The sequence below is a fragment of the Bradyrhizobium sp. 44 genome (assembly GCF_023073095.1).
In the GTDB taxonomy this organism is placed as follows: domain Bacteria; phylum Pseudomonadota; class Alphaproteobacteria; order Rhizobiales; family Xanthobacteraceae; genus Bradyrhizobium.
Genome location: NZ_JADPIY010000004.1, coordinates 180422 through 204887, shown reverse-complemented (window position 1 = coordinate 204887; position 24466 = coordinate 180422). Strand labels below are relative to the sequence as shown.

The 24466-nt window shown below is 63.3% G+C and carries 22 protein-coding genes; 8 read left to right on the top strand and 14 right to left on the bottom strand.

Going from position 1 to position 24466, the window contains the following annotated elements; translation table 11 throughout:
- Positions 1-9 precede the first annotated feature (9 nt).
- From paaA to IVB41_RS00915, 8 genes are all read right to left on the bottom strand, one after another.
- A complete protein-coding gene (paaA, locus tag IVB41_RS00950; RefSeq protein ID WP_247425909.1) occupies positions 10-1002 on the bottom strand; it encodes a 1,2-phenylacetyl-CoA epoxidase subunit PaaA in 993 nt (330 codons plus the stop codon).
- 76 nt (positions 1003-1078) lie between these two features.
- On the bottom strand, positions 1079-1945 hold the full coding sequence (gene paaX / locus IVB41_RS00945) for a phenylacetic acid degradation operon negative regulatory protein PaaX (RefSeq protein WP_247425907.1): 867 nt from the start codon (positions 1943-1945) through the stop codon (positions 1079-1081).
- 96 nt (positions 1946-2041) lie between these two features.
- Positions 2042-2812, bottom strand: a complete 771-nt coding sequence (locus IVB41_RS00940) for a triacylglycerol lipase (protein WP_247425905.1) — start codon at positions 2810-2812, stop codon at positions 2042-2044.
- Between the two features lie 201 nt (positions 2813-3013).
- A complete protein-coding gene (locus IVB41_RS00935; protein ID WP_247425904.1) occupies positions 3014-4300 on the bottom strand; it encodes a DUF445 domain-containing protein in 1287 nt (428 codons plus the stop codon).
- A gap of 156 nt (positions 4301-4456) precedes the next feature.
- On the bottom strand, positions 4457-4912 hold the full coding sequence (locus tag IVB41_RS00930) for a phasin (protein WP_027568907.1): 456 nt from the start codon (positions 4910-4912) through the stop codon (positions 4457-4459).
- Positions 4913-5115: 203 nt separating this feature from the next.
- Entirely contained in the window at positions 5116-5709 is a 594-nt protein-coding gene (locus IVB41_RS00925) for a GNAT family N-acetyltransferase (RefSeq protein ID WP_007593821.1), read from the bottom strand.
- The gene (locus IVB41_RS00920) at positions 5706-6788 is read right to left on the bottom strand and encodes an alpha/beta hydrolase (RefSeq protein WP_027568906.1); all 1083 of its coding nucleotides are present in this window, start codon (positions 6786-6788) and stop codon (positions 5706-5708) included. Before IVB41_RS00920 ends, IVB41_RS00925 begins: the two co-directional genes overlap by 4 nt.
- Positions 6785-7168, bottom strand: a complete 384-nt coding sequence (locus tag IVB41_RS00915; RefSeq protein ID WP_247425902.1) for a hypothetical protein — start codon at positions 7166-7168, stop codon at positions 6785-6787. Before IVB41_RS00915 ends, IVB41_RS00920 begins: the two co-directional genes overlap by 4 nt.
- A gap of 170 nt (positions 7169-7338) precedes the next feature.
- On the opposite strand from IVB41_RS00915, the gene IVB41_RS00910 reads away from it, so the two are divergent.
- Positions 7339-8253, top strand: coding sequence for an alpha/beta fold hydrolase (locus IVB41_RS00910; protein ID WP_247425900.1), 915 nt, complete (start codon positions 7339-7341; stop codon positions 8251-8253).
- Positions 8254-8398: 145 nt separating this feature from the next.
- A complete protein-coding gene (locus IVB41_RS00905) occupies positions 8399-8863 on the top strand; it encodes a nuclear transport factor 2 family protein (RefSeq protein ID WP_247425898.1) in 465 nt (154 codons plus the stop codon).
- Positions 8864-8892: 29 nt separating this feature from the next.
- Here IVB41_RS00905 and IVB41_RS00900 read toward each other — a convergent pair whose 3' ends face one another.
- From IVB41_RS00900 to IVB41_RS00875, 6 genes are all read right to left on the bottom strand, one after another.
- On the bottom strand, positions 8893-9567 hold the full coding sequence (locus IVB41_RS00900) for a spermidine synthase (RefSeq protein ID WP_027568902.1): 675 nt from the start codon (positions 9565-9567) through the stop codon (positions 8893-8895).
- A 30-nt stretch (positions 9568-9597) separates the two neighbouring features.
- Complete coding sequence (locus tag IVB41_RS00895) at positions 9598-12831, bottom strand: bifunctional cytochrome P450/NADPH--P450 reductase (RefSeq protein ID WP_247425896.1); 3234 nt, start codon at positions 12829-12831, stop codon at positions 9598-9600.
- 130 nt (positions 12832-12961) lie between these two features.
- Positions 12962-13957 carry an alpha/beta fold hydrolase gene (locus IVB41_RS00890; RefSeq protein ID WP_247425894.1) on the bottom strand — a complete coding sequence of 332 codons (996 nt, stop codon included), beginning with the start codon at positions 13955-13957 and terminating at the stop codon, positions 12962-12964.
- A gap of 10 nt (positions 13958-13967) precedes the next feature.
- On the bottom strand, positions 13968-15518 hold the full coding sequence (locus tag IVB41_RS00885; RefSeq protein WP_247425892.1) for a wax ester/triacylglycerol synthase family O-acyltransferase: 1551 nt from the start codon (positions 15516-15518) through the stop codon (positions 13968-13970).
- Between the two features lie 46 nt (positions 15519-15564).
- Complete coding sequence (locus IVB41_RS00880) at positions 15565-16365, bottom strand: triacylglycerol lipase (protein ID WP_247425890.1); 801 nt, start codon at positions 16363-16365, stop codon at positions 15565-15567.
- Entirely contained in the window at positions 16365-16622 is a 258-nt protein-coding gene (locus IVB41_RS00875; protein WP_007593837.1) for a DUF6489 family protein, read from the bottom strand. Before IVB41_RS00875 ends, IVB41_RS00880 begins: the two co-directional genes overlap by 1 nt.
- A 305-nt stretch (positions 16623-16927) precedes the next feature.
- Between IVB41_RS00875 and IVB41_RS00870 the strand changes: the two genes are divergently transcribed.
- From IVB41_RS00870 to IVB41_RS00845, 6 genes are all read left to right on the top strand, one after another.
- Positions 16928-18526 carry an ABC transporter substrate-binding protein gene (locus IVB41_RS00870; protein WP_247288557.1) on the top strand — a complete coding sequence of 533 codons (1599 nt, stop codon included), beginning with the start codon at positions 16928-16930 and terminating at the stop codon, positions 18524-18526.
- Positions 18527-18641: 115 nt separating this feature from the next.
- A complete protein-coding gene (locus tag IVB41_RS00865) occupies positions 18642-19622 on the top strand; it encodes an ABC transporter permease (protein ID WP_027568896.1) in 981 nt (326 codons plus the stop codon).
- Entirely contained in the window at positions 19623-20591 is a 969-nt protein-coding gene (locus tag IVB41_RS00860) for an ABC transporter permease (RefSeq protein ID WP_106942637.1), read from the top strand. It abuts the gene before it with no gap.
- Positions 20592-20604: 13 nt separating this feature from the next.
- Positions 20605-21591: an ABC transporter ATP-binding protein gene (locus IVB41_RS00855; protein WP_027568894.1), complete on the top strand. Its 987-nt coding sequence runs from the start codon at positions 20605-20607 to the stop codon at positions 21589-21591.
- Complete coding sequence (locus IVB41_RS00850) at positions 21588-22577, top strand: ABC transporter ATP-binding protein (RefSeq protein WP_247399538.1); 990 nt, start codon at positions 21588-21590, stop codon at positions 22575-22577. Before IVB41_RS00855 ends, IVB41_RS00850 begins: the two co-directional genes overlap by 4 nt.
- 81 nt (positions 22578-22658) lie before the next feature.
- Positions 22659-24464, top strand: coding sequence for a gamma-glutamyltransferase family protein (locus IVB41_RS00845; protein ID WP_247425888.1), 1806 nt, complete (start codon positions 22659-22661; stop codon positions 24462-24464).
- Positions 24465-24466: the final 2 nt, after the last annotated feature.

Genomic DNA, 24466 nt, shown 5'->3' with positions numbered 1-24466 from the left:
GCGATCTCCCTACTCTGCCGCTTGTGCAGTTCGACGCTGCGCGCGCTTTGCGGCATAGCTAGCTGCCGCCTCGCGCACCCAGGCGCCTTCGTCGTGCGCCTTGCGGCGCGCGGCCATTCGGTCACGATTGCACGGGCCGTTGCCGGCGAGCACCTGCTTGAATTCTGTCCAGTCGATCTCGCTGTAACGCCAGTGCCCGTCCGCATCCTGAATCATGCCGGGATCGGGAATGGTGAGGCCGAGATATTGCGCCTGCGGCACGGTGGCGTCGACGAACTTCTGTCGCAGCTCGTCATTGGAGAAGCGCTTGATCTTCCACTTCGTCGAGATGTCGCTGTGCTGGCTGGTGGCATCGGGCGGGCCGAACATCATCAGCACCGGCCACCACCAGCGGTTCAAGGCATCCTGCGCCATCGCCTTCTGCTCGTCGGAGCCACGGCACAGCGTCAGCATGATTTCATAGCCCTGGCGCTGGTGGAACGACTCCTCCTTGCAGACGCGGATCATCGCGCGCGCGTAAGGACCATAGGAGCAGCGACACAGCGGGATCTGGTTCATGATCGCGGCGCCGTCGACCAGCCAGCCGATGGTGCCGATGTCGGCCCAGGTCAGCGTCGGATAGTTGAAGATCGATGAATATTTAGCCTTGCCCGCGAGCATGGCGTCGACCAGCTCTTCGCGCGAAGTGCCGAGCGTCTCGGCCGCGGCATAGAGATAAAGCCCGTGGCCGCACTCGTCCTGCACCTTGGCGAGCAGCGCCGCCTTGCGGCGCAAGGACGGCGCACGCGTGATCCAGTTGCCTTCGGGCAGCATGCCGACGATTTCGGAATGAGCGTGCTGGGAGATCTGGCGCGTCAGCGTCTTGCGATAGGCCGCTGGCATCCAGTCGTTTGGCTCGATGCGCTCCTCGGCATCGATGCGGGCCTGGAACTGCGCAGCCTTGGCCGCGTCCTCAAGACCGCGATCATCGGTCTCGGTCGTGTTCAGCGCCTGGGTATACATGCGCACCCTCCCATTTTATTGAGAGACAATATATAACAAGAATTATCTCATGCAAGATATTTCTGTAACATAACGATCAAGCCTCGAATCTCCGTTCCAAGAGTTTTCGCGCCGGCGGCAATGGGCCCTTTTCATTGGTTCCATTGCCATCAAGCCATTGTTCTGATGGGACAAGCAGCGCGCGATAAATGTCGCCGCACAGCGCGCGGGCGGCCTTGCCCGGCCAGTTCGCCGGAAGCAGGCTTTCGGGCAGCAGCGGATCGCGCAGCACGACGCGACGGTAATGGTGGATCAGGAGGATGCGCGCCGTGAAGGCGTCGGCTTCGGACAAGCCCGTGCCGCGCGCGATCGCGGCGCGCAGCGGCTCGAACGTCTTCATGAACTTGAGATAGGCGTCCGCGGTGCGATCCAACGGCCAGCTCGCGCTGAGCAGCCGTCGGCCGCTGTCATCCTCGGCCGAGACTTCCAGACGGATGGCGCCCGCGGCTTCGTCCGGCACTGGCACGCCCGACGGCGCGACCCACACGCCCGGCAGCGGACTGCCGAAGCCGGCATTGCGGAGCGCCTCGCGCGAGGCGTCGCGATCCTCGCCATTGCCGATCAGCAGCAGCTCGAAGCGCCCGGTCCAGCCGGATGGCGGCGGATCGTAGATATGGCGTGTCGCGGCCTCGAAGATCTGGCGGCCCTTGTCGGCCAGGCGGTAAAAACTGTTGCGGCCGACCTTTTCGCGCGTCAGCCAGCCATCGGCGGCAAGCCGCGACATCGCGGTACGCACCACGCCGCTGTCGATGTCCAGACTTTCGAAGAATTTCAGCAGCGTGCCGAGCCATACCGAGCCACCACGCGGCACGATGGCATCGCCGAACACCGTGATGACGATGGAGCCGGTGCGCGACGGTTCGCGTTTGAGCTGCTCGATGATGCGGGACAACGGATGCGCCATGCGCGAGGCATAGCGCGTTTGGTGCGGGCGCGACAATGGACGGGTGCGACGGTCTTGTTTCTCCCTCTCCCCGTTCTTACAGGGAGAGGCAAAGAACTACCGATGCGGATCGGGATAGACCACGCTGCGCCAGCCGCTGCGGTCGAAGGGCCGCCAGCTGCCCTCCTTCTGCGCAAGGCGATCAGCCACTGCAAAGACAGCAGCCGGATGATGGCCCATGCCGCAATGGCTGCTCTCGATCTCGATGCTCTCGGTCTGCGTGCCCGTCTTCTCCATGCAGCCCTGCCAGGCGCAGACGCCGTCGGTGCGGCTGAAGATCGCCGTGGTCGGCACCGGCGGCGGAACGGCGAGATCGCCGCCGAACTGCGGATCGACCTCGTCGGATTTCCGCCCGCTCGCCCATTCATAGACGCGCCAGGCATTGGTCGAATGCGGATCGCCGGCAAAGGGGCTGCCGAGCGTGATCACTTGGCGCACGCGGTCGGGCATCATTTTGGCGAGCTGGCGCGCATAGAGACCGCCGAGGCTCCAGCCGACCAGGCTGATCTTGCGGCCATGCCTGTCGCTGAGCTCCTGAACCAGATCCACCATCGCGTGCTGCACGCCCTCGCGCAGGCCGTAATTGCGGCCTTGGCGCCAGCCGCTCACCGCATAGCCCTTGCCGGACAGAAAGGAGCGCAGTGCACGCGTGGACCCGTCGGAGGCCACGAGGCCCGGCAGAACCAGCACCGGATGCCCATCGCCCCGCGGCGCAAGGCTGAGCAGCGGCAGCGCGCCGAGGAATGCGCCAAACTCGTGGATCGCTCGCCCTTCCAGGAACATCAGGGTGCGAGACGGCGGGCTCAGCGTCTGGGCAGTAGCGGTCATCAATGGATCCCTCGGAAGAAATGCTGAAAAGACCACCGGCTGCGAGGCCGGCAAACAGGTATGAATTCCAACACGCCAGCTTTTCGAACGTTCCGCAGCGCACCATGAATCAGCTAGAACGCCGGTTCCCTACATTCAAGCGGGTGAAACCCGAGGCCACAATAGGCCGGCGCGTGAATGCCAGCGTCCGTGACGCAAAAGTCACAACAATCGAAGCAGGAATTCTACGGAGTAAAGCGCCAGGCCCGCCAGCCCACCGATCAGCGAGCCGTTAAAGCGGATGTATTGCAGGTCGCGGCCAATGTTGATTTCGATCAGCGAAATCAGCTGCGCCATATCCCACGATTTCACCTGGTCGGAGATGAAGGTCGAAACGCCGCTCTTCTGGTCCGCGACGAAACTGCGCAGCACCGCGACCAGACCCTTGTTGATCTCGCCGCGCAGCTCGCCATCGCCGGCAAGCGCTTCGCCCGCCGCGACACACATACCGGCGAGATGATGCTGCAGGACCTGCGTCTCGCCGCTTGCACTACGCTCGATGAAGGACCGCGTGTTGGCCCACACGGTGCGGGCGAGATCGGCGAGCTCGGGACGCGCGAGCAGATCGCGCTTCAAACCGTCGATGCGGTCGATATAGGCCTGGTCGGTGCCGAGCCGGTCGACGAAGCTCAGCACCATGCGATCGAACTCGCCGCGGAACGGATGTTTGGGATCGCTACGCACCTCATTGAAGAAAGCGGTGGCGGAGGCCACGATCTTGTTCACCAGAAACTTGTCGGCGCGATAGAGCCTGAGCAGGGTCGGCAATTCCGCCCGCACCTTCTCACGGATCATCGCCATCGTCTCGGTCTGGTTCAGCGTCTCGTGCATCACGCGCAGGAGATCGTCGAACAGGATCTGGTGCCGCCCTTCCGCGACGAAACCGCGCAACGTGCCGGCCGCGAGCGGCGCCAGGTCGATCGCCTGGAGCTGCGAGGACATGCGGCGGATGATGAAGGTCATCAGGCCCGAGGTTTCCGTCGCAGAGACGGCCTCCGGCAGCAGGCGCAGCGCAAAGCGCGCAAGGTCGTCACTACGCTTGCGATCACGCAGCCAGTCGGCGACGAAGGAGCCGAAATCGATCTCGTTCAGCTTGGCCTCGACCGGAGCAGCCTCGAGGAAATGCACCTGAATGAACTCGCCGAGCTTGTCGGCGATACGGGCCTGGTTGCTCTGGATGATCGCGGTGTGCGGAATCGGCAGGCCGAGTGGACGCTTGAACAGCGCGACCACCGCATACCAGTCGGCGAGCCCGCCGATGGTCGCGGCTTCCGCGAAGGCCGCGATGAATCCGAACACGGGATGCACAGGCAGCAGCCATTTCGCAAAGACGAACAGGACAAGCGTCGAGGCCAGCACCAGCGTCGCCAGCGCTTTCACGCGGCGTAATTCGGCCGCGCGTTCTGCGTCGCCGGGGGAGTCGAAAGAGAAGGTACCTGATGGAGTCATCACAGCATCACACTATCCGTCATTGCGAACGAAGCGAAGCAATCCAGAGCAAGGAGGCACAGGATTGCTTCGCTTCGCTCGCAATGACACCTACGGCGGAATAACAAAAGGCCCGCCGAAGCGGGCCTTAAATTCAGTTTTTACTCAGGGGCCGTATCAGGCGGTCTTGTTGTAGACCTTGGCAAAATTGTCCTGAGCGGACTTCGCACCGTTGGCGGCGAGCTTGCCGAAATAGTCGGTGGTCGCCTTGGCGCGCGAGACGAACGCTTCGCCGCGGGCGCGGAGCAGGCCGGACTGGATCTCGACAGCTTCGCTGAACGACTTGGCGGACGCGAGCTTGTCGATGCCCGCGAAGAATGCCTCGGCGTCCTCGTAGATCGCCTGCTGGATGTTGCGGCTGATCTTGCCGGCTTCGGTGACGGACTCGGTCACCGCGTTCTCGACGGCGGCGGTCACGCGCTCGGAGCCAGCGAACACTTCGGCAGCACGGTCCTTGGCGGTATTGGCGGACTTCTTGACGAACTCGCGGGCGGCCTCGGGAACTTCCAGGTTCTGGATGTTCTTGAACGCGTCCTTGAAGCCTTCGAAAGCGGTGTTGGTTTCCGTGGTCATTGGGGTCTCTCCATCCTCATTGGTTGAGCTATGGGCTCACCCCGTCCGGTTTTGGCCCGGGGCACGGCTTATATGGCATAGTTAATTGTGCGATGCAATATCCATGTTGCAGTGCGATATCGCGAAACCGTGAATAGCCTTAATGGGAGGCAATCTGGCGCCTCCCTGACCATCCGGGTTCCCGACCACCCGTCCACCGGTTCTCAATGCTGGACGGCGCCGGGCAGCCCATAGGCCTCCATCTGGGCCTGGACCTGCGCGATGTTGTGCCCGAGCACAACGATATCGTGGGTCTTGCCGTCAACGTCGCGGACATGATCGCGCAACAGTGCCTCGGCCTTGAAGCCGAGGCTCTCAAACAGCGTGATCGCGGCCTGCTGATCGACCGTCATCTGGACCGAGAGCTTTTCGAGGCCGGCGCCGAGCGCGAGTGCGAAGGTCTCCTGCGACAGCGTCCGACCGACCCCCTTCCCGCGCACATCGAGCGAAACCACCATCCGGATCTCGCCGACATGGGGCGACCAGGAGTGCGGGTCACGCACCAGCGTGCCGCAGCCGACGACCGTGCCGCCCCTGACCGCGAGCAGGCTCGTGATCGCGCCGCGCTCGATCTCCTTGACCCAGGCGGAGAGCACCTTCGGCTCACTGATGTTGCGCGGCAGGAACAACAGGTCGTGGGTCGGCAGGCCCTTGCCGAAGGCGAGCACCGCGGCTTCGTCCGCAGGCGACATCAGGCGGATCTCGATATCGCCCGCGTCCGTCTTCACATGACGCGGATAGGAACGCTGCTCACTCATGTCGATCTCTTCCCCAGCCAGGAATCCAGTTTCGGCCATAGCCGCTTCACCGCATTGGCGCCGGCGACGAGCGAGACGTGACCGCCCTTCAGCATCACCTCCTCCTTGTCCTCCGATCCGATCTTGGCGATCAGGTGCTTTGCAGCCTCATACGGCACGATGTGGTCATGCTCCGCCACCGCATGCAGGAACGGCACCTTGATGTCCTCGAGCTTCGCAGCACGGCCGCCGACCGACATGGTATCGTTGAACAGCTTGTTGTCCCACATCAGGTCCTTGGTGATGGTGCGGAAATATTCGCCGGCCAGCGGCAGCGTGTCGGTCGCCCAGCGGTCGAACATCCGGTAGGATTTGACGAACTCGTCATTCCAGATGTTTTCCCAGAGCTGGATCTGGCTGACGGTGCGCGAGGCCGGGCGCAGCATCTCGAACGACGACAGGATCATCTCGGGCGGCACGTTGCCGACGCTGTCGACAAGGCGATCGACATCGAAATAGCGACGGTCGGAGAAGTTCGAAAACAATTTCATCTCGCGAAAGTCGATCGGCGTGGTGAAGCAGATCAAATTCTTCATCGGCCCGTCACTGTGGATCGAGCCGTAGAGCAGCGACAGCACGCCGCCGAAACAATAGCCGATGACGGAGACGTCCTGTTCGCCGGAATCCTGCTGCACGCGGCGGATGCAATCCGGGATGAAGTCGAGGACATAGTCCTCCATGCGGAGGCTCTTCTCCTCCGGTCGTGGCGCGCTCCAGTCGAGCATGTAGACGTCGTAGCCGCGCTTCAACAGGAACTCGATGAAACTCTGGCCGGGCACGAGGTCGAGAATGTAACCGCGGTTGGTGGTCGCCATCACGATCAAGATCGGAATTCGATAGATCTCGTCGGACATCGGACGATAGTGGTAGAGGCTCATCGTGCCGCGCGAATGCAGCACGTCCTTCGGGGTCGAGCCGAGCGTGGGACCGGACGTCGAGAAATATTCGACGCCCTTGATGCTGCGCTGTATGGCGCGCTGCACCTCGGACTGGATGCGCTCCGGGATCCCTGCGAAGTCTAGTCCGGCGGGTGCATTCATGTCTGCTCTCCGCCTTCAGATGGCGGGCGCTTGGTGCGCGGCGGGCGCAATGCAGTGTCGGAGCCCTGAGAAATGCCGGAACTCGCCGCCATCTGGCTCAGCATCGACTTGATCTCACCGATCTGTCCTTCGATGGACTGCAGCCGTTCCGCAAGGCCCGTGACCTGGTCCCGGCTCGGCAGATTCATGGAGACCAGATATTTTTCCATGAGGTCGCCGAGCTGCTTCTGAGCACCTGCAGCAACGCCGCCGGCCCGGTTCACGGCTTGCGAAAACTCGGGCGACGACATGGCCTGATTGGCGAAGGAGTTGAACCCCTTTTCCATCTCGCCAACCATCTTCTGCCACATGGCAATGGGGTCGTTGCTCTTGTCGGTCATCGGCGTCCTCCTGAACTCGAGAGCTTCGATGCCCTTCCTTTTTCGCCATACCACACCGTTGCGCGGTGCCGGTCAACCGGCAAGCAGCGGGTCTGATGTCGCGGACGCGGCTTCATTGCGAGACGAAACCATGCGATACAGCATTGATCAAAAGCCGAGGGAACGCGCCCGTGAACGCCTATCAGCCGCCGCAAACCGTCCACGCCAACGGCATCGACATCTGTTACGAGACTTTCGGCAACGACAGTGCCGAGCCGCTGCTGCTGATCATGGGGTTAGGCGCCCAGATGATCCACTGGGACGATGCGTTCTGCGAGCAGCTCGCCGCGCAGGGCTTTCGCGTCGTTCGGTTCGACAATCGCGACATCGGAAAGTCGAGCCATCTCACCGGCGGCAAGCGTCTGACGCCGCTTGAGTTGTTGAAGCTACGGTTTCTCAGGATTCCCGTGGCCGCAACCTACAAGCTGATCGACATGGCGAAAGACACGGTCGGGCTGATGGACGCACTCGGCATCAAGTCGGCGCATCTGGTCGGGGCGTCCATGGGCGGCATGATTGCGCAGGAAGTGACGTTGTCGTTTCCCGAGCGCGTGCGCTCACTCACCTCGATCATGTCGACGACCGGCAATCCGCGCGTGCCGCCGCCGACACGTGAGGCCGCCGCGATGCTGATGGCGCCGCCGCCGCGCAGCAAGGAGGAGTTCATCGTCCGCTACGGCCAGACCTGGAACGTGTTGCGGGCCGGGTCCTTTCCGGAGGAAGAGGCGCTCGATCCCGGTCGTGCCGAGCGCGTGTTCGCGCGCGGGCTCAATCCGGCCGGCGTCGGCCGGCAGCTCCGCGCGGTGCTCGCCTCCGGCAGCCGTAAGGAGCGACTGTACGGCGTCAAGACACCGACGCTGGTCATCCATGGCACCGTCGATCCGTTGGTCCGCCCCGAGGGCGGCAAGGACACGGCAGAGTCAATTCCTGGCGCAAAGCTGCTGATGATCGAAGGCATGGGTCACGCGCTGCCGATGCGGTTCTGGCCGGAGATCATCGGCGCCATCGCCCAGCACGCACATGGCGCAGCGGCGCGTGCGGCTTAAACCGACGCAGAAGGTCTCCTCGCGGTGACCATGTGAGCTGCCGGTTACTCTCTTAACGCAAGCCGGCATGAAAGCTATACAGCCTTTCCTCAATCGCCAAGAACCTCAATCCGCAAGAAAGAGGCTGCGGCCTCTCGGAGTTCACATGCATCTCATCGTCCGGTCAGCCGCAATCGTCGCCGCTTCAGTCCTCACGCTGTCCCTCGCGAGCGGCGCCGCGGTGGCGGGTAGCGCGCAAGAAGAAGCCAATCGCAAAACTGTGCTTGCGTTCTATGAGAAGGGGCTCAACCAAAAGGACGCCGATGCAGCCCTCGCCCATGTCGGCGACCGCTACATCCAGCACAATCCAAACGCGGCCGATGGTCCGGACGGCTTCCGAAAATTCATCGGCTTCCTGCGCGAGAAATTCCCGAACTCGCACAGCGAGATCAAGCGCAGCTTCGTGGATGGCGACTACGTCATCCTGCACGTTCACGCGGTTCGCGAGCCCGGCAGCAGGGGCAACGCGATCGTCGACATCTTCAAGCTGGAGAACGGCAAGGTGGTCGAACACTGGGACGTCGTGCAACCGATCCCGGAAAATCCGGCGAACAACAACACGATGTTCTGACGGATTGAACCGGTTGCTGCGCAGACGGCCTAACTCTTCCTGGCCAACCAGATCACGTGACGCGCGCCACCGCCTCTTCCGGTGGCGCGAATGTTGACTTCGTTGACGTCGAAGCCGGCACTCCCGAGCCGCTTGGTGAAGGCCGGGTTGGGTCCCGAGGACCAGACCGCGAGCACGCCTCCCGGCCGCAGCGCCGTCTTCGCCGCCTTCAACCCGCTCGCATTGTAGAGCGCATCGTTGCCCTTCCGGGTCAGCCCTTCCGGCCCGTTGTCGACATCCAGGAGAATGGCGTCGAAGGCCGACCGCTGTGCCCGGATGGTTTCGCCGACGTCGGTTTCCCGGATTCTCACCCTGACGTCATCGAGACTGTCACCGAACACCTGCGCCATCGGGCCTCGCGCCCAGGCGACGACCGCCGGCACGAGCTCGCAAACCACGATCTTGGCCTTGCCTCCCAGCACGGTAAGCGCCGCACGCAGCGTAAAACCCATGCCAAGGCCGCCGATGAGGACGACAGGTTTTGCGACCGTCTCGATCTGCTTCGCCGCGAGTGTGGCGAGCGCGGCCTCCGAGCCTGACAGGCGGTTGTTCATCAGCTCGTTGGTGCCGAGCTTGATGGAAAACTCCTTGCCTCGCCGCATCAGGCGAAGCTCTTCATCGGAGCCGGGGATTTTGGCGGTATCGATCTTTTCCCAGGGAATCATGCGAGAGCTTTAGCATGATCGGCCGCCGGATTATCCACCTGCCCACACGTCCAGCACATACCGGTTCTTCGTGCCCATCTCCTCGATCCAGCGGGCAGCCGTGGCGGCATCGCTGCCGCTCTTCTCGCAATGGATCGCGACCAGCGCCGCTTTCACGTCGGGCTCCATCTTGCTGCCGTCGCCACAGACATAGACGATCGCGCCCTGCTCGATCAGCGGCCAGACCTTGTCTTTCTGCCCGGCGAGGACGTGCTGCACATAGGTCTTCGGGCCTTCCACTCGTGAGAACGCCGTGAACAGCTCGGTGATGCCGCTTGCCGCCAGCGCCTTCAGCTCGTCCGCGTAGAGAAAATCCTGATCGGGATGCCGGCAGCCGAAAAACAGCATGGCCGGACCGAGCGCGGCGCCCTTGACCTTGCGCTCGGCGCGTTCCTGGAGGAAGCCGCGGAACGGCGCCAATCCCGTGCCCGGGCCGATCATGACGATCGGCACGGATGGATCGTCCGGGAGCCGGAAGCCGGCCTTGGTCTCACGCACGGTGGCATGGATCACGTCGCCCGCGCGTCGATTGGCGAGATAGTTCGAGCAGATACCCTTGTAGGTGCCGCGGCCCGAGGCGGCCGGCCCTTCAACCACTCCGACCGTGACGCTGCAACGAACCGGATCGACCGACGGCGAAGACGAGATCGAATAATAACGCGGCGCCAGCAGCGAGAGCATTTCCAGATAGACGTGGAACGGCAGTTCGCAGGCCGGATATTCGAGCAGCAGATCGAACACCGATTTCCGCCGGGCCAGAATCTCGCTGCGATAGCGCTCGAGCGGCTCGGGCTCCTCGCCGACGAAGGCCAGCAGTTTTGGTTTCGTGACCGGACAACGCGTGTGCTCGGCCATGATCTGGATCTGCTTCCGTGTCGCCACTTGCTGGAGCTCGACGAACTCGCTGAGCAGGCGGCCGACCGACACGGCATCGCCGACCGGCAATTGCGCGCGGCGGCCTTCGGCAACCTGAAGCCTGATCTGGTCGGCCGGCAGGAAGCCAAAGCGACGGGCGACCGAATCCACCAGCGTCGGATCGTTGCGCGGGACCACGCTCAGATGATCGCCTACGCGGTAATTGATGTTGGACGGCAACTGCACCTCGATGTGGCGCGTCGAACGCTCTGACGGATTGAAACCGGCCTTGTTCTGAAGCTCGTCATTGACCAGCACCTTCATTGCCACCGCGCCGCCCTGGGCGACGATGGTGTTGACGGCGGTCACCGCGACCGGCTCGATCGCGTAGAGCGGATCATCCTCCGCGGTACGGGTGAAATTCCAGTCGATGCCGAATTCCTTGGTCGCGACTTGGGCGGCCGCCGGGAACCATTTCTGGAACTGGCCGTCGAGATCGCTGCGCGCATCGCCTTCGCCGCGCGGATAGACCGCGCGCGCGCCATGCTTCGACAACTGCTCATCGATGAAGCGCGGCACCGACTGGTAGGTCGCGGCCCAGTCGCTGTTGCCGCAGCCGAACACGGCGTAACGCACATTGGCAAACGCATCCTTCGGCAGCTCGTCACCGAGCCATTTGACGAATTGCGTCGCATTGTCCGGCGGCGCGCCGTTATAGGAAGCGCAGATGATCAGCACGCCCCCCTCCCTTGGCAGCTTGCCGACGTAATCGTCGAGCGGCCCCAGATGCACGGCAAAGCCGTTGATCTCGGCAAGATCGGCCATCCGAGTCGCCAGCTCCTCGGCGGTGCCGAGATTGGAGCCGTAGAGCACCAGCATCGGCGTGTTGTGGCCGGGACGCGCGGTGGGCTGACGCGGGGCCTTCGGCGCCGACGACACCGCCACAGGTCCGCCATAGGCACCGCGCTCGCGATCGGCGCGCGGACGGACCTTGATCTTGAAGCCTTCCGGCTTCATCGTCAGCGTTTCCTTCAGATGCATCTGGTAGCGCTGGTGGTCGATCAGCTTGAATCGCTGGAGGATCATGCCGAGCGCGAGCGCGGCCTCGTGCATGGCGAAGCCGCGGCCGATGCAGGCGCGCTGGCCGTTGCCGAACGGCTTCCAGGCATTGATCGGCCGTTTGGCTTCCGCCTCCCGGCTGAAATTCTCCGGATCGAACGCGTCCGGATTCGGACCCCAGACCGAGGGATCACGATGCAGCGCGGTCACCAGGATGGTGGTGAACGTACCCTTCCTGAGCTTGTACTTGCCGCCGCCGATGGTCTCGTCGTTCAGCGGCGAGATGCCATAGGCCGGCGCTGGCGGCCATAGCCGCAGCGCCTCCTTCAGGATCTGCGTGATGTAGGTGAGCTGCGTCACCCGCTGATAGGTCGGCCGTACATTGACGTCGGGACCGAAGACGCGGTCAACCTCGTCATAGGCCTTCTTGAGAATCTCGGGATGCTTGAGCAGCGCATAGAGCGTGCAGGACAACAGGCCGCTGGTGGTCTCGTGGCCTGCGATCAGGAACGTGTTGATCTGATAGCGGATGTTGACGTCGTCGAGCTGTTCGCCGGTCGAGCGATCGACGCCCGTCATCATCGCCGCAAGCATATCCTTCTTGTCGTCGGTCGCCTCTCCTCCCTTGCGGCGCTCCGCAATGATCTCGTCGACCATCCTGTTCATGAAGTCGACGTCCTCAGCCATCGTCTTGCGCCGCTTCTGCATCCAGAGCTGCTCGAACGGCAAGCCGCGCGTCATCATGATGGTTTCGAGCGAGCGCACCAGCGACTCGACGAAAGGATGGTAGTCGCGCCGGTAGAACGAATTGAAGCGGTAGTCGAAGCCGCACAGGCCGATCGTATCCAGCGTCAACGCCGTCATGTCGTGGACGACGTCGATCTCGTCGTCAGCGTTGAGCCGCTCCCATTTGCCGACGAGCTGCTCGGCGATGTCGACCATGCTCGGGTGATAGGACTGCATGGCGCGGTTGCCGAAGGGCTGGAGCAGGATGTTGTGCGCCTTGCTCCAGTTTGGCTCCCTGGTGTCGGCCGTGAACAGGCCGTCCCCGCCGACTGCGCGCACCCGCCGCAATGCACCGCGCACCGTCTTGTCGAAACGCTTCTCGTCCGAGAGCTCGTCGACGAGATCGTGGCCGGAGACGACCACGATCGGCGAGCCCATCATGTCGAGCCAGAAGATGGGCCCCAGCTCCTTGGCAAGCCGGGTCAGATGCTGCACCGGCGCGGCCGAATCCAGTGACAGCATGTTGCCGACCACCGGCTTGGTCGGCGGCTGCGGGATCGGGTCCAGACGATTCTTGGATGACATCGAAATGTAGTCCCCCTGCTTCAATGTCGTCATTGCGAGCGAAGCAGAGCAATCCAGAAATATGTCGCCGGAGGCAGCCTGGATTGCTTCGTCGCTTCGCTCCTCGCAATGACGAGTTCGCAATGATCAGCTAGCCGAACCGCCTTCTACGCCATTCGATCAGTTTGGCGCTGACCTCTTCCGGCTTCTCTTGTTGCGTCCAATGGCCGCTGTCCTTCACAAGATGTTTCTCCAGATCAGATATCAGCGTCTCCATGCCGTCGGCCGCCGACGGCGGCAGCACGGCATCGTTCTCGGCCATGATCATCAATGACGGCACGTGCACCTGATGGTCCAGGCCTTTCGCGCGCTCCCAATTGCGAGTGAAGTTGCGATACCAGTTGATGCCGCCGGTGAAGCCGGTTTTCGTGAACGTATCGACGAACACCTTCTTCTCGTCGGCCGACAGGATCGGAATCCGGGGATCGTGCTTTGCATCATAGGCCGCGATCATCTGCGGGAACGCCAGATTGGTCTTTGACGAGGCGCCGACACCCGCGATCGGCGGCTCCTCCGGTTTCGCCGCCGGCCGCGCCAGCGGCTTGCGCATGAACGCGTCGAACGTCTGCTCGACGCGGCTGCCGAATATCCTGTCCGGCTCACGCGCGGGATCCTGGAACTGGACGATGTACATCTGATCGCCGAAGCGCTGGCGGAACAGCGAGATCGGATCGATCGGCGCGCGGTCCCAATGCGGTGTGTTGACGCCGACCACGCCGGCCACACGCGATGGATGCCGCAGAGGCATCTGCCAGACGACGAAGCCGCCCCAGTCGTGACCGACGAAGATCGCCTTGTCGATCCCGAGATGATCGAGCAGCCCGACGAGATCGCCGGTCAAATGCTCCATGTCGTAGTCCTCGACGGGCTCGGGCCGGTCGGTCGCGCCGTAGCCGCGCTGGTCCGGCGCGATCACCCGGATGCCGGCCTCGCTCAGCGCCTTGATCTGGTGGCGCCAGGAGAAAGCAAGCTCGGGCCAGCCATGGCACAGCACGATCGGCGGCTTGTCATCGGCCGGGCCCGCCTCGTAATAGCCCATCCGGATTCCGTTCGTCTGCGCGAACTTGAGCGGCGGCATTTCAATCATCGACACATTCCTACTCTGCGGCGCCCTTGATGTCGGCCACTGGCGACGCATAGGCCGCTTCGAGTGCGGCAAACTCCTCCGGCAGCATGTCGCACATCACCTGCACATGCGGAATGATGTTGGCGCCGACGATGAAGCCGAAATCGAGCTGGTCGCGATAGCTCTGCACAGTGATGTTGAGCGCCTGTCCATGCGTCGAGATCGACACCGGGAAGATGTGCAACAACTCGGCGCCCGCGGCGTAGAGCGTCTGCCGCGGCCCCGGCACGTTGGACACAGTGATGTTCGCAGCCGGCGGCAGCACATTCGACAAATCGGAGCGGCTGTAGAGCAGCGCCATGATCTGCACGACGATCGGCGCGCCCAGCATCGAGATATTGGAGATCTGCGGCATCAGTGCCCGCAGCGGATGCGACATCTCCTTGGACTTGGTCGATTGCGCGATAATGGCTTCCAAGCGCGCCTTAGGATCGTCGATGTTGGTCGCGATCGAGCAGATCATGCCGAACACCTGGTTGTTGGCTTCGGTGTTGCCTTCCTCACGCAGCGAGATCGGCACGGCAGCGGTCAGGGACTTCGCCGGCAGCGTTCCGTGTTGCTGGAGGTAGCGCCGGACCACGCCGGAGGCGAGCGCCAGCACGACGTCGTTGAGCTTGCCGCCGGCCTGCTTGGCCAGCGCCTTGGATCGCGACAGCGAAATCGAGACGCCGGCGAAGCTGCGCTCGGACGAGATCGATTTGTTGAGCATGGTCGGCGGCGACACCATGTTGGCAAGGCTCTCGCGCGATTTTGGATCGGATATCTTGCCGAGCACGTCCGAGACGCTCTTGACCATGGTCGGGATGTTGCCGGCAAAGCGCACCGCGCTCTCGATCTGGTACATCGCATTGTCGAACAGGATCGAGCCGATGTCGCTCTTGCCGGTGCGCGGCAGTTGCAGGTTCTTCGCGGCGGCCGATGCATCGAGCGGCTGGGTGAAGAGCTGCTGGTAGGAATCGACCAGGTTCGCTGCGATGTCGCGCGGCTCCTGCCCGGGCTTCGCTCCCGCGGTCGGCGGATCGACCTTCCGCGGGATCGGCGAGATATCGTAGATCATGTTGGTCAGCGCCGCACCGGCACCGCCGTCGATGGCGGCATGATGCATCTTCGAATAAAGCCCGACCTCATTGTCCTTCATGCCCTCGAACACGTAGAACTCCCAGAGCGGGCGGGCGCGGTTCAAGAGCTTGGCGTGCATCCAGCCCACGATGCGTTCGAGCGTGGCGCGGTCTCGCGGCTGCGGCAGGCTGGCGCGGAAGATGTGACGGTCGATGTCGAACTGGTCGTCCTCCACCCAGGAGGGATGATCGATGTCGAGCGGCGCCTTCTCCAGCCGCGCTTTGAGGATCGGCGCGATGTGCAGGCGCGAGACGATCATCGCCTTGAAATCTTCGAAGAAGTCGCCCTTGTAGTCGTCCGGCAGGCGAAAGATCGCCATGCTCCCGACATGCATCGGCATTTCCGGCGTTTCCAGATAGAGAAACGACGCATCCAGCGACGACAGTTTCTTACCGTCAGCCATAGTTCCCTCCCGAGTATTTGACTGGCGCCTTAGGCGGCGCTTCTCGTCAGGCCGATACTGCCTGTTCCGGCGGGGCATATGCAATGGCAAACGGCCCTGCCCTGTCAAATGGCCAGAACTCCCCTTCCGGTTGCGCAAGGCGGTCCGCCACGGCCCATAGCGCTGCGGGATTCACCCCAAGCCCGATATGGCTCGCCAGGTGCACCTCGATGTTCTCGGCGCGGTCGGAGGGACGCAGCAGGCAGGTCCGCCAGTTCACGATGCCGTCGGCGCGCGAATAGATCGACGTCGCCGGCACCGGAAGATCGCCGGCGATCGCCTCACGCAGCTCGGCGAAATCCTCGACACGCTCGCCGGACATCATTTCGTAGAGCCGCGTCGCATTGGTCGCTCTTATGTCATTGGCAAAAGGGCTGCCGAGCGTGATGACATTGCGGACCAAGTCGGGCGCCTGCAGCGCGAGATCGCGCGCATAGACGCCGCCGAGACTCCAGCCGACCAGGCTGACCTTGCGTCCGCTCGCAGCATGGATTTCGGCGAGACGGGCGCGTAATGAATCCCGCATCCGTCCCAACCCGCCGAAATTGCGGCCCATCCGCCAGGCATGTGCCTCGTAGCCGAGCTCGCTGAGATAGCGCCGCATCGGCGCCATCGAGAGGTCGCTGGCGAGGAAGCCAGGCAGCGCCAGCACCGGATGGCCATCGCCTTTGGGCGCCCGCATCAGGACCGGCGACAGCAGCAGGCTGGCGTTGAGTTCGAGCAGCCCTCGGGCTTCGGCGAGCAGCAAAGCAAGGCCGGGCGGACGAAGCCGGCCTGGGGTCTGCGGCCCGTCCGGACCGGGCGGCATTATTTCTTCTTGTCGCCGCTGCGCGTGCCGCCGAGGCCGGCCATGGTGACGAACATGTCCTGAAACCGCTCGGCAAGCTTGGGATCGAAGGTGAACCAGCTCTGGATCAGCGACTCCGGCGAGACCTTGTCGATGTTGCTCAAGACTTGCTGCTGCAGCTTGTCCATCACCGCCGTCTGCATCGGTGCTAGATCGGGCAATCCGATGAACTGACGGGCTTCGAGGGGGGTGCAGTCGATTTCGATATTAACCTTCATGTCCCCTCCAGATGAGATTCGAGCGCCCGGCCGCAGTATCGCCGCGAGACGGTGTGCAACGCAAGCGACCTGAGGCCGGTCGCGGCGCTCCGGCTTCCGCGATCGGCGGATATGGTCAATCAAAAACGCTGGCGTCCTCGCCCATCGGCCCGTCAATGTCGGTCAGCATTGCTGCACAGCGGTGCAACTTGGCGCGTTCCTTGCTGGAATGGCGCTTGCACGGGTCGAGAACTCTGGGCAACATGGTTCGATCAGCCCCGCCGAACAATCAAAAATGACGGTGCGGGCGAGTGGAGAGGTCAAGAATGTCAGTCGGACGAAGTCTGTTTGCGGCGACGCTCGCCAGTATGCTTGCGTTGGCGGTCTCGCCGGCGTCGAGCCAGACGCTGCGCTATGCCAACCAGGGTGAGCTCAAGTCGCTCGACCCGTACACGCTGAACGAGTCGACCACCAGTGCGCATCTCGGTCATGTCTATGAGGGCCTGGTTGCCCGCGGCAAGGACCTGAAGATCGTCCCGGCACTCGCCGAAAGCTGGGAGACGCCGGAGCCGACACGCTGGCGCTTTCACCTGCGCAAGGACGTCAAATTCCACAACGGCGACCCGTTCACTGCGGACGACGTGGTGTTCTCGGCCGAACGCGTGCGGGCGAAAGGTTCGAATTTCCAGAGCCGCGTTCCCGCCGATGCCAAGGTGGTCAAGATCGACGATTACACCGTCGATTTCATCCTGACCTCGCCCAATCCCATTCTGACGGCGCTGTGGGCCACCTGGTACATCATGGACAAGAAATGGGCAGAGGCGAACGATGCGGTGGCACCGACGCCCGCAGCCGCGACGACCCCGAGCTACGCCTCGCTCCATGAGAACGGCACCGGCGCCTTCACGATCGACAGCCATCAGCCGGGCGTGAAGACCGTCTTCAAGGCCAATCCGAACTGGTGGCGCAAGCCGGAACATAATCTGAAGGAGATCATCTTCACGCCGATCGCCAACCCCGCCACGCGTGTTGCGGCGCTGTTGTCCGGCGAGGTCGACGTGATCGAGCCGGTTCCGGTCCAGGACATCGAGCGCGTGAAAGCGAGTCCGAACGCCACCGTGCTGACGGGACCTGAACTCCGCACCATCTTTGTCGGCATGGATCAGGCGCGTGACGAGCTCTTGTACTCCAACGTCAAGGGCAAGAACCCATTCAAGGACGTTCGCGTCCGCGAAGCCGTCTACCGGGCAATCGACATCGACCTGATCAAGAATCGCGTCATGCGCGGACTGTCTACGCCGTCCGCATTGATGGTCGCACCAGAGATCTTTGCCTCGAAGGATTTCACCCGGCCGAAGCTCGATCCCGACGCCGCCAAGAAGCTCCTGGCTGACGCCGGCTATCCCGAGGGTTTCGAAGTCACGATGGACTGCCCCAACGATCGCTACGTCAATGACGCCGCGATATGTCAGGCGGTCGTCGGCATGCTCGCCCGCATCGGCCTCAAAGTGGAGCTGCTGGCGCAACCCAAGGCCCTGTATTTCGCCAAGGTGCTGAAGCCCGGCGGCTACAAGACTTCGCTGTTCATGCTGGGCTGGACCCCGGATACCCTCGACTCCCACAACGTGCTGCACGACATCATGGGCTGCCGGGACGATCCCAAGGATCCGAACCGCGGCGAAGCCAATCTCGCCGGCTATTGCAACAAGCAGTTCGATGAACTCGCCGACAAGGTTCTCGTGGAACCCGATACGGGCAAGCGCGATCTCCTGATCAAGCAGGCCTTCGAGGTCTCGATGAAGGACTGGGCCTACGTCCCGCTGCACCAGCAGGCGCTCGCCTGGGGCGTCTCGAAGAAGGTGAAGTTGACCCAGCGTGCGGACAACATGGTCATGCTCTACTGGGCGACCAAGCAGGACGAGTAGGCGTCGACAAGTTGTGAAGTCCCGGAAGCCATCGTTTTCAAGATCTGGCTTCCGGGACTTGCTGTTTCGGGCTAACGCAATGATGCGTGCCACTGAAGATATGTGAAAGGAACAGATGCTCGCTTTCACACTGCGCCGGGCCATTCAGGCCATTGGTGTCATGATCGCCGTCGGGATCATCTCCTTCTCGATGTTTCGTTTCGCCGGCGATCCCGTGAACCAGATGGTTGGGATGGACACGTCCGGCGCCGAACGCGCCGCTATCCGCAAATCGCTCGGCCTCGATGATCCCGTGATCGTGCAGTTCGGCCGCTATATCGGCAACGCTGCGCAGTTCAAGTTCGGCGTCTCCTACCAGTTCCGCCTGCCTGTCTCCAATCTTCTGATGGAGCGGATGCCCGCGACCCTGGAGCTCGCGATCTGCGCCACCATCTTCGCGATGCTCTGTGGTATCCTGATGGGCGTCTATTCGGCGCTTCGCCGCGACAGCTGGCTCACACACGCGTTCCAGGCTATCTCGCTGATCGGCATCTCGCTGCCGACCTTCCTGATCGGCATTCTCATGATCTACCTGTTCTCGGTGACGCTGGGTTGGCTGCCCTCGTTCGGGCGCGGCGACGTCGTGCATATCGGCTGGTGGACGACGGGTCTGCTGACGCTGTCAGGACTGAAGGCGCTGATCATGCCCTCGATCACGCTGGGTTTGTTCCAGATGACGCTGATCATGCGACTGGTCCGCACCGAGATGCTCGAAGTCATGCGCACCGACTACATCCGCTTCGCCCGTGCCCGCGGCCTCACCACCCGCGCCATCCATTACGGTCATGCGCTGCGCAACACGATGATCCCGGTCATCACGGTGGCCGGCCTGCAATTTGGCTCGGTAATTGCATTTGCGATCATCACCGAGACCGTGTTCCAGTGGCCCGGCATGGGGTTGCTGTTCGTGCAGGCCGTGCAGAATGTCGATATCCCGATCATGGCGGCCTATCTGATGATGGTGTCCCTGATCTTCGTCACCATCAATCTCGTGGTTGATATCCTCTACACCATCGTCGATCCGCGGCTGCGCTCGACGATCAGCCGGGCACATTGAATGAGCGAAGCCGTCGTCCCGCACAAGGTCGAAGAACGCGGCCCGCGCGCCGACGCGCCGGGTTGGTTTAAACGCGCGCTCGACAGCGACCTGTTCTATTCATTTCGCCGCTCCAAAATCACCATGGTCGCAGCGGCGGTGACGCTGCTGTTCTTCCTGCTCGCGATCCTCGCCTCGGTGCTATCGGTCCAAAATCCCTTCGACCCGGCGCAGCTCCAGCTGATGAACTCGCGCATCTCGCCATTATGGACCTCAGACGGCCAGAGCCCGTTCCTGCTCGGCACCGACGAACAAGGCCGGGACGTATTGTCCGCGATTCTTTACGGCATGCGCATCTCGCTTCTCGTCGGCGTGCTCGGCGTCGTCTTCTCCGGCGCGATCGGCATCCTGCTCGGGCTGACGGCCGGTTATTTCGGCGGTGCCGTCGACGGGCTGATCATGCGCATCGCCGACGTGCAGCTTTCATTCCCGGCGATCCTGATCGCGCTGCTGATCAACGGCATCGCCAAATCGGTTTTCGGCAACAAGCTCGACGAGATGAGCATGCTGGCTGTCCTGGTCTTCGCGATCGGGTTGAGCTTCTGGGTGCAATATGCCCGCACCGTGCGCGGCTCCGTCATGGTCGAGAAGAACAAGGACTATGTCGCCGCCGCCCAGCTCATTGGCCTGCCCGCCCCGGTGATCATGTTGCGCCACGTGCTGCCGAACACGATGGGGCCGATTCTCGTCATCGCCACCATCAATCTCGCGCTCGCTATCATCACCGAAGCGACGCTGTCGTTCCTCGGCTCGGGGATGCCCGAGACCATGCCATCGCTGGGCACGCTGATCCGCATCGGCAACAACTATCTGTTCGCGGGCGAATGGTGGATCGTCGCCTTCCCTGGAATCGCACTCGCGGCGCTGATCCTGTCGATCAATCTGCTCGGCGACTGGCTGCGCGATGCGCTTAACCCGAAACTCCGATGAGTATGCAGCGTTCATGACCGAGCCCGTTCTCTCCGTTCGTAATCTTCAGGTCGAGTTCGCCTCCCGCCGGGGCACGCTGCGCGCGATCGATAATGTCTCCTTCGACATCGCCAAAGGCGAGGTGCTCGGCGTTGTCGGCGAATCCGGCGCCGGTAAATCGGTCACCGGACTCGCGGTCATTGGCCTGATCGATTCGCCGGGCCGCATCTCGGGCGGCGAGATCCGCCTCTCCGGCCTGCGCATCGACAATCTGCCGCCGGAAGAGATGCGCCGCGTGCGTGGAAAACGTATCGGCATGATCTTCCAGGACCCCCTCACCTCGCTCAATCCGCTGTACAAGATCGGCGACCAGCTCATCGAGACGATCAGAACGCATCTGAACCTGTCCGAGACCGCCGCCCGTCGCCGCGCCATCGACCTGCTCGCCGAAGTCGGGATCCCGGCTCCGGAAAAGCGCATCGACGGTTATCCGCATGAATTCTCCGGCGGCATGCGCCAGCGCGTGGTGATTGCGCTCGCGATCTGCGCCGAACCGGAGCTGATCATCGCCGACGAGCCGACCACCGCGCTCGACGTTTCCGTGCAGGCGCAAATCATCTCGCTCATCAAGCGTCTCGGCCGCGACCACGGCACTGCGGTGATGCTGGTGACCCACGACATGGGCGTGATCGCCGAGACCTCCGACCGGGTCGCGGTGATGTATGCCGGCCGCGTTGCCGAGATCGGTCCGGTGCAGGATGTCGTGCAGAACGCGCTGCATCCTTACGCCAAGGGCTTGATGGGCGCGATCCCGACGCTCGCGGGCGACGACAAGCGCCTGGTGCAAATTCCCGGCTCGATGCCGCGATTGTCGGCGATTCCGCGCGGGTGCTCGTTCAATCCGCGCTGCGCGTTGGCGTTCGATCGCTGCCGTGTCGAGCGGCCGGAGCCGCTGCCACGGGGCGCGCAATCGGTCGCCTGCCATCTCTATGACAGCGTGCCGGCGGAGAGCGCGGCATGAGCACTCCCTTCGTCCAGGCCACGAATCTGCGCCGCGTCTTCGACGTCTCGAAACCCTGGCTCAACCGCATGCTTGAAGGCGGGCAGCTCGAATATCTCAAGGCCGTCGATGGCGTCACATTCGACATCAGGAAGGGCGAGACCTTTGCACTGGTCGGCGAATCCGGCTCGGGCAAGACCACGGTGGCGCGGATGGTCGTCGGCTTGCTGCCGCCAAGCTCCGGCAACGTCTTGATCGACGGCATCTCGATGACCGATCCGCGGCAGGCCCAGGCGCGGCGGAAACTGCGCCGCCGCATCCAGATGATCTTTCAGGATCCCTATGCGAGCCTGAACCCACGCTTCCGGGTTGACGCCATCATCTCCGAGCCGATCCGCGCGTTCGACCTGATCGAGGGCGAGCGCGACATCCAGGCCCGGGTCGGCGAGTTGCTCAGCCTTGTCGGCCTGCATCCCGACGACAGGTTGAAATTTCCGCACGAATTCTCGGGCGGCCAGCGCCAGCGAATCGCGATCGCTCGCGCGCTCGCCTCCGACGCGGAGTTCATTGTCTGCGACGAGCCAACCTCCGCGCTTGACGTCTCCGTGCAAGCGCAGATCCTGAACCTGATGCGCGACCTCCAGGATAAGTTCGGCCTGACCTACATGTTCATCAGCCACAACCTCGCCGTCGTTCGCCACATGGCGAGCCGCGTCGGCGTGATGTATCTCGGCCGCATCGTCGAGATCGCGGAAGGACGTGAGCTGTTTGCTCGTCCTCGTATGCCCTACACCAAGATGCTGCTCGGCGCCGTGCCCGATCTTGCCATGAGCGGCCGCCAGCGCATTCCCGTGAAGGGCGAGATCCCGAACCCGATCAATCCGCCGCCTGGCTGCGCCTTCAATCCGCGCTGCCCGCTGGCGTTCGATCTCTGCCGCAAGGAAGCACCAAGCCTGATCGACGGTGTCGCCTGCCACGCGGTCAACACCGCGCCGGTACCGGCGTGACGCGCGCGTGCCATGCAGCCTGCGCATTTGGCGGCGGCCCGGCCCTGTGATCAATTGCGCGCGCCGCAAATGAGGTAGTCCATGGCCAGCATCGTCAATCCCGATCCCTTCACGACACGCCCCGAGATCGAAGGCACCTTCGGGGTCGTCGCGACCACGCACTGGATTGCGACCGCTATCGGCATGGCCATCCTGGAAAAGGGCGGCAACGCCTTTGACGCCGGCGTCGCCACCGCTTTCACGCTCCAGGTGGTCGAGCCGCATCTGAACGGCCCCGGCGGCGACGTTCCGATCATCGTGCACGACGTGAAGCGCGGCCGCACCGAGGTGATCTGCGGTCAGGGTCCGGCACCGGCTCGCGCCACCATCGCGCATTACAAGAGCGAAGGCCTCGACATGGTGCCCGGCACCGGCCTGCTCGCAGCCTGCGTCCCCGGCACCTTCGAATCCTGGATGATGCTGCTGCGTGACTACGGCACGATGCGCATGCGCGACGTGCTGGAGCCCGCGATCTCCTATGCGCGCGACGGTTATCCGCTGGTCGAGCGCGCCTGCGCCACGATCCAGACCGTCGAGCAATTATTCCGCAAGCACTGGCCGACATCGGCCGCCGTCTATCTCCCGAACGGCGAAGTGCCAAAGCCCGGCACGCTCTTCACCAACAAGACGCTTGCGGCGACCTACGCACGCATCCTAAGCGAGGCCGAAAGCGGCGGCGGCGGCCGCGACGCCGAGATCGAGCGCGCACGCAAGTCCTGGTCGCAGGGTTTCGTCGCGGAAGCCATCGACAGATTCTGCCGGACGCAGGACGTGATGGACGTCAGCGGCTCGCCGCATCGCGGCGTGCTGTCGGCCGATGACATGGCGCGCTGGCAGCCGATCGTCGAGGCCCCGCTCACTTACGACTATGGCCGCTACACCGTCTGCAAGGCCGGGGTCTGGAGCCAAGGACCGGTGACGCTGCAGCAGCTCGCGCTGCTGAAGGGCTTTGCGCTCGATGGGCTCGACCCGACCGGGCCGGAATTCATCCATCTCCAGATCGAATGCGCCAAGCTCGCCTTCGCCGACCGCGAGAAATTCTACGGCGATCCCGAGTTCAGCGAGATCCCGATCGGAACGCTGCTGTCGGATGCCTACAACAACGAGCGCCGCAAGCTCGTCACCGACAAGGCCTCGCTCGATCTCCGGCCCGGTGCGATCGAGGGCTTTGGCGGCGTGGTCAAGCTGCGCCGCGCCGAGGGCCAGCGCGAGGCTGTCGGCGCGCTCGGCGCCGGTGAACCGACGGTGGGCCGCTTCGGCGAGGTGCGCGGCGACACCGTGCATTTTGACATCATCGACAAGGCAGGCAACATGGTGTCGTCGACGCCATCCGGCGGCTGGCTGCAATCATCGCCGATCATTCCCGAGCTCGGCTTCTGCCTCGGCAGCCGCGCGCAGATGTTCGATCTGGAGGAGAACCAACCGAGCTCGCTCGCGCCCGGCAAGCGGCCGCGCACCACGCTGTCCCCCACCATGGCATTGCGCGACGGCGAGCCTTATCTCGCCTGGGGCTCGCCCGGCGGCGACCAGCAGGATCAGTGGATCACGCAGTTCTTCCTGCGGCACGTCCATTGCAACCTCAATCTCCAGGAAGCGATCGACGCCCCGGCCTGGCACTCCGAGCATTTCCCGATCTCGTTCTGGCCCCGCACCGCGCGCCCCGGCGTGCTCGTGGTCGAGAACCGCGTGCCGAAGGCGACGATCGAAAATCTTCGCGAACGCGGACATATCGTCGAGGTCGGACCGGACTGGTCGGAAGGCCGTCTCACCGCGGCCTCGCGCGTCGGTCCGCGTCGCCGCGCCGCCGCCAATCCACGCGGCATGCAGGGCTACGCCGCAGGGCGCTAAAG